At 63.9% G+C, this 7371-nt stretch carries 5 protein-coding genes; 4 read left to right on the top strand and 1 reads right to left on the bottom strand.

What is annotated here, in order from left to right; genetic code table 11:
- Positions 1-604 precede the first annotated feature (604 nt).
- The 4 genes from JQ575_RS40490 to JQ575_RS40475 all read left to right on the top strand — a co-directional run bounded on the left by JQ575_RS40490 (position 605) and on the right by JQ575_RS40475 (position 6262).
- Complete coding sequence (locus JQ575_RS40490; protein WP_212038751.1) at positions 605-2665, top strand: DEAD/DEAH box helicase; 2061 nt, start codon at positions 605-607, stop codon at positions 2663-2665.
- Positions 2666-2812: 147 nt separating this feature from the next.
- A complete protein-coding gene (locus JQ575_RS40485) occupies positions 2813-3523 on the top strand; it encodes an SDR family NAD(P)-dependent oxidoreductase (RefSeq protein WP_212038750.1) in 711 nt (236 codons plus the stop codon).
- A 66-nt stretch (positions 3524-3589) separates the two neighbouring features.
- A complete protein-coding gene (locus JQ575_RS40480) occupies positions 3590-4951 on the top strand; it encodes an adenylosuccinate lyase family protein (RefSeq protein WP_212038749.1) in 1362 nt (453 codons plus the stop codon).
- A gap of 54 nt (positions 4952-5005) precedes the next feature.
- The gene (locus JQ575_RS40475; RefSeq protein ID WP_212038748.1) at positions 5006-6262 is read left to right on the top strand and encodes an aminopeptidase; all 1257 of its coding nucleotides are present in this window, start codon (positions 5006-5008) and stop codon (positions 6260-6262) included.
- 24 nt (positions 6263-6286) lie between these two features.
- Here the strand turns inward: JQ575_RS40475 and JQ575_RS40470 are convergent, their stop codons facing one another.
- Complete coding sequence (locus JQ575_RS40470) at positions 6287-7339, bottom strand: amidohydrolase (RefSeq protein ID WP_212038747.1); 1053 nt, start codon at positions 7337-7339, stop codon at positions 6287-6289.
- Positions 7340-7371: the final 32 nt, after the last annotated feature.

The raw sequence follows: 7371 nt of genomic DNA, 5'->3' as shown, positions 1-7371 counted from the left end.
GAGATCACGGCATAAGCCGTAAAGCCATTGCGCAGGGAAGGCCGGGTGTTCACCGCTGCCCTGTATGCTCGTGTGCAGCCTACTAAGTGCAAACCGCACACGGGACCGCGGGTGCAGCGCGCACCCGGTCTTCCCTGCGCCCTCTCATTTTGGGGGCGGGAAGTTTCCAGCAAAGCTCGGGCGCGATGCGCCGCGGGATCGCGAAAGTGTGTCTACCCGTCATCCTGAGGTGCGAGCGCAGCGAGCCTCGAAGGATGAATCGGCCACAGGCGGGCCGTCGTCTTTCGAGGCGCGCAAGAGCGCGCACCTCAGGATGACGGATTGAAGATAATGCGCGCGGCGCAATGGATTGCTTCGCTTCGCTCGCAATGACGAACCGATAAATCATCGCAATATCAACACCATAGCCCGCCGTTAACGACGCAATGCAGCCTCCACCAACATTCCATGGCGCTTTGGCTGCGAATGGCCTAAAGGGTGCCTATCTCATTCAAATCGTTCGGGTCATCGGACCCGCGCATCCTCCAGCCGGCAGCCTCAATCGTATGGTTCGAGGCTTTATTCGGCTTTCCGGCGCAGCTGCGCCCATTAAGGTTCTGATCTCGTGACATCCCTGACCACAAGTCCGCCGCTCGCCCGAGCCCTGGCCGAGCGCAATTTCGATTCCCTGACCCCGGTGCAGACCGCCGTGCTGGCGAGTGACGCCGGCGGCCGCGATCTGCTGGTGTCGGCGCAAACCGGCTCCGGCAAAACCGTCGCCTATGGCCTGGCTATTGCCGCCGAACTGCTCGGCGATGCCGAGCGCTTCGAGCGGGCGGGCGCTCCGCTTGCGCTGATCGTCGCACCGACGCGCGAACTGGCACTTCAGGTCCACCGCGAACTCGCCTGGCTCTATCAATATGCCGATGCGCGCGTGGTTTCCTGCGTCGGCGGCATGGATCCGCGCCGCGAGCAGCGCGAACTCGCGGCCGGCGCCCACATCGTGGTCGGCACCCCGGGCCGGCTGTGCGATCATTTGAGGCGCAACCGGCTCGACATTTCCGAACTGAAGGCCGTCGTGCTCGACGAGGCCGACGAAATGCTCGACCTCGGCTTTCGCGAGGACATGGAGTTCATCCTCGAGACCACGCCGGAGACCCGCCGCACCCTGTTGTTCTCGGCAACCCTGCCGCGCGTCATCATCGCCCTGGCCAAGGAATATCAGCAGGAAGCTTTCCGCATCGAGGTTGGCGGCGACGAAGGCGGTCACGCCGACATCGATTACCGCGCCATCCGGATCGCGCCCGGCGACGTCGACCATGCGGTCGTCAACACCCTGCGCTTCTTCGAATCGCCGAGTGCGCTGGTGTTCTGCAACACCCGCGAAGCGGTGCGGCATCTGCAGGCAACATTGTCGGAACGCGGCTTCTCGGTCGTGGCGCTGTCCGGCGAACTGACCCAGAACGAGCGCACCCACGCGCTGCAGGCCCTTCGCGATGGACGCGCCCGCGTTTGCGTCGCGACCGACGTCGCCGCGCGCGGCATCGATCTGCCGAATCTCGATCTTGTCATCCACGCCGATATTCCGAACGATCCCGAAGTGATGCAGCATCGCTCCGGCCGCACCGGCCGTGCCGGCCGCAAGGGGGTTAGCGTTTTATTGGTGCCGCCGGCGCGCAAGCGGCGCGCGGAAGTGCTGCTGAATCTGGCTGGCATCGATGCGATCTGGGGCACGCCGCCGCAGGCCGATGAAATCCGCAAGCTCGACCAGGAGCGCATGCTGAAGGATGCGCTGTTCGCCGAAGAGACCACGCCCGAAGACCTGATGCTGGCGCAGGCCCTGCTCGCCGAGCGCTCGGCCGAGGATATCGCCGCGGCCCTGGCGCGGCTCTATCGCTCACGGCTCCCCTCGCCTGAAGACATCATCGATCCCGGCGAACATCGCAGCCGGGGACGCGAGGATCGCGGCCGCGAAAGAGACAGGGATAGTCGTGCGCCACGCAGCGACGACCGCAACGCCGGTCCACGATCCAAGTCGAAAAAGCCGTCGGCGCGACACGTCATGGGCGAGAACAGCGTCTGGTTCCGCGCCTCGATCGGCAGCCGCAAGAATGCCGAAGCGCGCTGGCTGTTGCCGATGATCTGCCGCCGCGGCGGCATCGACAAAACAGACATCGGCGCCATCCGCGTCATGGACACGACGACCGAGTTCGAGATTTCCGCACGCGCTGCCGACAAATTTGTCGGCAACCTCCGCCGTCCCGACAAGGAAGACAATATTCGCATCGAGCCGCTGCCCGAGGGCCCGCAGGCCGAGCCGGCGGCCGAGAAGCGTTCGCCGCCGCGCGAGCGTGAGGAGAGGGCACCGAGGCCGCACGGCAAGCCGTGGCAGGACAAGCCGCAGGAAGCAAAGCCTTGGGACAAGCCTCGCGACGAAAAACCCCGTGACGAAAAGCCTCGTGACGAAAAGCCCTGGAGCAACAGGCCGCCCGGCGGCAAATCCCGCGACAGCAAGCCGTATGAAGAGAAGCCTCGCAGCGAAAAGGCGCCAGGATTCGACAAGGAAAGGCGTTACGACAAGAAGCGACCGTTCCGGGAGAAGCCCGCTTATGCCGCCAAGCCGAAACATGCCGGCGCCGCGAAGCCCGCATTCGGAACGAAGAAAAAGAAGAAATTCCGCGATTGAGGAGGCGCCGGCAACCAGCCGGCGCGATTCACCAGAGCTGCCCGACGCTCATATCCTCGTGAACAGCAGGAAGCGGCCGTTCCATCGATTGAATTGATGACGATCGTCATATAATTGTTTGATGGACCTCAAACGCGGGAGAGATGGATGGGAACGGCGATAATCATCGGTGTCGGGCCTGATCAGGGCCTCGGCGCACAACTCTGCAAGCGGTTTGCCACCGAGGGCCTCAACGTTCTCGTTGCCGGCCGCACCAGGGCGGCGCTCGATGCGGTCGTTTCCGACATCGTCGCAGCCGGCGGGCGCGCTACGGCTGTTGTCGCCGACGCCACCAGCGAGGCCGACACTATCGCGCTGTTCGACAGGGCCGGCGCAGACCTCGAACTTGCGATCTACAACGCCGGCAATAACACCGCCGGCAAGATCATCGACATGACCGCCGATTACTTCGAGCAAAGCTGGCGCGTCGTGTGTTTCGGCGGCTTCCTGTTCGGGCGCGAGGCGGTTCGCCGCATGGTGCCGAAGGGCGCGGGCACATTGCTGTTCACCGGCGCGAGCGCCTCGCTGCGGGGCCGCTCTGGCTACGGCGCCTTCAATTCCTCGAAGGCGGGCTTGCGCACGCTGGCGCAGGCGATGGCCAAGGAATATGCCGGCGACGGCATTCATGTCGGCCATGTCGTGGTCGATGGCGCGATCGGCGGCGAAAAGATCAAGACGCGTTTCCCGGAGGCCGCCAGCCGCGAGGAGCGCCTGATCAGCATCGAGGGTATCGTCGACGGCTTTGTGTTCCTGCACAAACAGCCGCCGCGTGCCTGGTCGTTCGAACTCGATGTCCGGACCATGCACGAGAAATGGTGACCGGCTTTCCCAACCGGCAATGATTGTGGCATGAGTCATTCCAGCGAATTTCCTGCAGGAAACGACATGCCCGCCTTTCCGACCTCGACCACCGTCCTTGACTCCATCCTGTTCCGCGACGCCTTTGGCACGCCGGCGATGCGGGAAGTGTTTTCGGATTTCAGCCTGATCTCGCGCTACGCCGAAGTCGAGATCGCGCTGGCCAGGGCCGAGGCGCGCTGCGGCGTCATCCCGGCGGAAGCCGCCGAGGAAATCGCAAAACGGACGGACGTCTCGGCGTTCGATTTCGACCTGCTGCGCAGCGAGACCGATATCGTCGGCTATCCGATCCTGCCGCTGGTCCACCAGATGGCAAAACAATGCGGCGAGGCCGGCCGCTATGTTCATTGGGGCGCGACCACGCAGGACATCATGGACACCGCCGTGGTCCTGCAGGTCCGCGCCGGCCTTGAGATCATCGAGGCTGACATCGCCGCCCTGCGCGGCACCCTCGCCGATCTCTCCAGGCGCTATCGCGATACGCCGATGGCCGGCCGCACCCATCTGCAGCAGGCGCTGCCGGTAACCTTCGGCTACAAGACCGCGATCTATCTCGCGAAGTTCGACCGTCACGCCGAACGCCTCGCGCAATTGAAGCCGCGCGTCCTTGTCGGCCAGTTCGCAGGCGCCGCCGGCACGCTGGCCTCGCTCGGCGACAAGGGGTTCGAGGTCCAGAAGGCGTTGTGCGAGGAACTTGGTCTCGGCGTGCCCGTCTCGACCTGGCATGTCGCGCGCGACGGGCTGGCGGAAGTGATCAATTTCTTCGGCCTCGTCACCGGCTCGCTCGGCAAAATCGCGCTCGACATCATGATCATGGCGTCGACCGAATTTGCCGAACTCTATGAGCCGTTCGTGAAGGGCCGCGGCGCGTCCTCGACCATGCCGCAGAAACGCAACCCGATTTCATCCGAACTGATGCTGGCGGCGGCCAAGGGCGTGCGCCAGCACGCCGGTTTGATGCTGGACGCGATGGTACAGGATTTCGAGCGCGCCACCGGGCCATGGCATGCCGAATGGATGGCGATCCCGGAGAGCTTTGTGCTCACCGCGGGCGCGCTGCATCAGGCCAAATTCGCGCTAGGCGGCCTGATCGTGGACGAGAAGAAGATGGCGGAAAATCTCGATATCAGCCGCGGGTTGATCGTCGCCGAAGCCGTGATGATGGGCCTCGCGCCCGACATCGGCCGGCAGGAGGCGCATGACGTTGTCTATGACGCCTGCCGTGTCGCCAACGAGAAAGGCATGACGCTGGCGGATGCGCTATCCGGGGACCCGCGGGTCTCCTCGCGCATCGACCGCGCGACCATCGACCGCCTGACCTCGCCGAAGAATTACCTCGGTCTCGCGCCCGAGATGGTCGATCGCGTATTGGCGGCGTCGAAGCGTTGAAGGAACCGGCCGGTTCGCCTATCTCTGTAGCAACGATTGATTTGAGGACCCGTCATGACCGCACACGAACGTAATTTTTCGACGCCGATCGATCCCGTGAAACTCGACCGCCTTGCCGAGGTCGCCGTGAAGGTCGGCCTGCAGTTGCAGCCGGGCCAGGACTTGCTTTTGACCGCCCCGTCGGTGGCGCTGCCGCTGGTTCGAAAAATCGCCGAACATGCCTACAAGGCCGGTGCGGGTCTGGTCACGCCGTTCCTGTCCGACGAAGAGATCACGCTGTCGCGTTATCGCTACGGCCACAATGACGGGTTCGATCGTGCCGCCGGCTGGCTCTATGAGGGCATGGCGAAGGCGTTCGACAACAACACCGCACGGCTGGCGATCGTCGGCGACAATCCGATGCTGCTGTCGGGCGAGGATCCGACCAAGGTGGCGCGCGCCAGCAAGGCCAATTCGATGGCCTATCAGCCGGCGCTGGAAAAGATCGTCAATTTCGAAACCAACTGGAACATCATCGCCTATCCGAGCCCGGCATGGGCGAAGCAGGTATTTCCCGATGTTGCCGAGGATGTCGCGGTAGCCAAACTGGCGGACGCGATTTTTGCGGCCTCGCGCGTCGATCAGGACGGCGCGGTCGCGGCGTGGGAGAAGCACAACGCGGTGCTGCGCGAGCGCACGCAATGGCTGAACGGCCAGCGCTTCCACGCGCTGAAATATTCGGGACCGGGCACGGATCTGACGATCGGTCTCGCCGACGGTCACGAATGGGAAGGCGGCGCGTCGACGGCCAAGAACGGCATCACTTGCAACGCCAATATCCCGACCGAGGAAGTGTTCACCACGCCGCATTGCCGGCGCGTCAGCGGACATGTCGTCAGTTCCAAGCCGCTGTCTTATCAAGGCACCCTGATCGACAACATCGCGGTGCGGTTCGAGGAAGGCCGCATCGTCGAGGCCAGGGCTTCGCGTGGCGAGGAAGTGCTGAAGAAAGTCCTCGACACCGATGAGGGCGCCGCACGTCTCGGCGAAGTGGCTCTGGTGCCGCATTCCTCGCCGATCTCGAAAAGCGGATTGTTGTTCTTCAACACGCTGTTCGACGAGAACGCCGCCTCGCACATCGCGCTCGGCCAATGCTATTCGAAGTGCTTCATCGACGGCGGCAAGCTGACGCCGCAACAGATCGCGGCGCAAGGCGGCAACAAGAGCCTCATTCACATCGACTGGATGATCGGCTCGGCCGAGACCGACATCGACGGTATTCATGCCGACGGGAGCAGCGTCCCGGTGTTCCGCAAGGGCGAATGGGCGTGAGCGGGAGCTCACGCCGGCCGTGAACTAGGCGAGCTTCAACTTGTAAAAGTCCGTCGCCGTCTTCGAGAACATCGCCGTCTTCTCGGCCTCGCTGTATTGCGCCGCGAGGCGCTTGAAGGCGTTGAAGATCACCTGATAGCTGCACTGGCCCTTGTCCGGCGGAAAATTGCTCTCGAACATGCAGCGGCTGGGTCCGAAGGCTTCAATGCACGTCTCTATATAAGGGCGCCACGCAGCGGCGGCCTGTTCCGAGGTCGGCGGCTTCGGCCGCAGATGAAAGTCATAGCCGAGCAGGGCCATCGCAAGCCCTCCGAGCTTGACCACGACATTGGGACATCTGGCGATTTCCTGGATCGAGGCCTTCCAGACCGGAAAGATCTCTTCGCGCCGGCCCGCGTAACTGCCGATGCCGATCGGGCCGCCGCAATGGTCGAGCACGATCTTCGTCTCCGGAAAGGCGCGGGCAAGATCAGTGAGTTCGCCGATCTGCGGATGAAACAGCCAGCCTTCGAAACTGAGGTCGAGCGGGGCGAGACAGGCGAACCCCTTGCGGAAGGTTGCGTCGAGCAGCAGGCCCTTCGGCCGTGTTGCATACATGCCTGCGACATCGGGATCGGCATCCCACGCCGCGGAATGCCGGATGCCGCGGAAGCGGCCGTTGCCCGCGACGATCTCCGCCTCCAGCACCGGCCTGGCGTCCTCGCCGAGCAGCAGATTGACGTGGCTGACGATGCCGGCGCAGATCGCAGCCTTGCCGTATCCGCCGCTCGCGGCCATCGCGGCGACGCCGTTGGCGAATTCTACTTCGCCGACCGGCCGGAACGCCTCGGGCCCGTGCGCGCGGTACATCGAGCGGCAATCGACATAGACGGTCGCGATGATGTTGTGGCCGGAGGCGATGTCGGCCGCCATCTCCTCGATCAAGTAGCGCAGCCCGCCGCGGTCCCAGAGATGATGGTGGGGGTCGACGATCGGGCGGTCGGGATCGATGATCTCCTCGGTATGTTGCGCCAACCAGTCTTCGCGCGGATCGGCATAGAGCCCGCTCCTCGAGGCGGGTGCAGTGCTGACGGCCATCGATGGTCACTCCCTGATTATTGTTATCGTTG

The sequence above is a fragment of the Bradyrhizobium sp. JYMT SZCCT0428 genome (genome assembly GCF_018131075.1).
In the GTDB taxonomy this organism is placed as follows: Bacteria; Pseudomonadota; Alphaproteobacteria; order Rhizobiales; family Xanthobacteraceae; genus Bradyrhizobium.
Note: the sequence above shows the minus strand (reverse complement) of the source record. Positions and strands in the feature narration are given on the sequence as shown.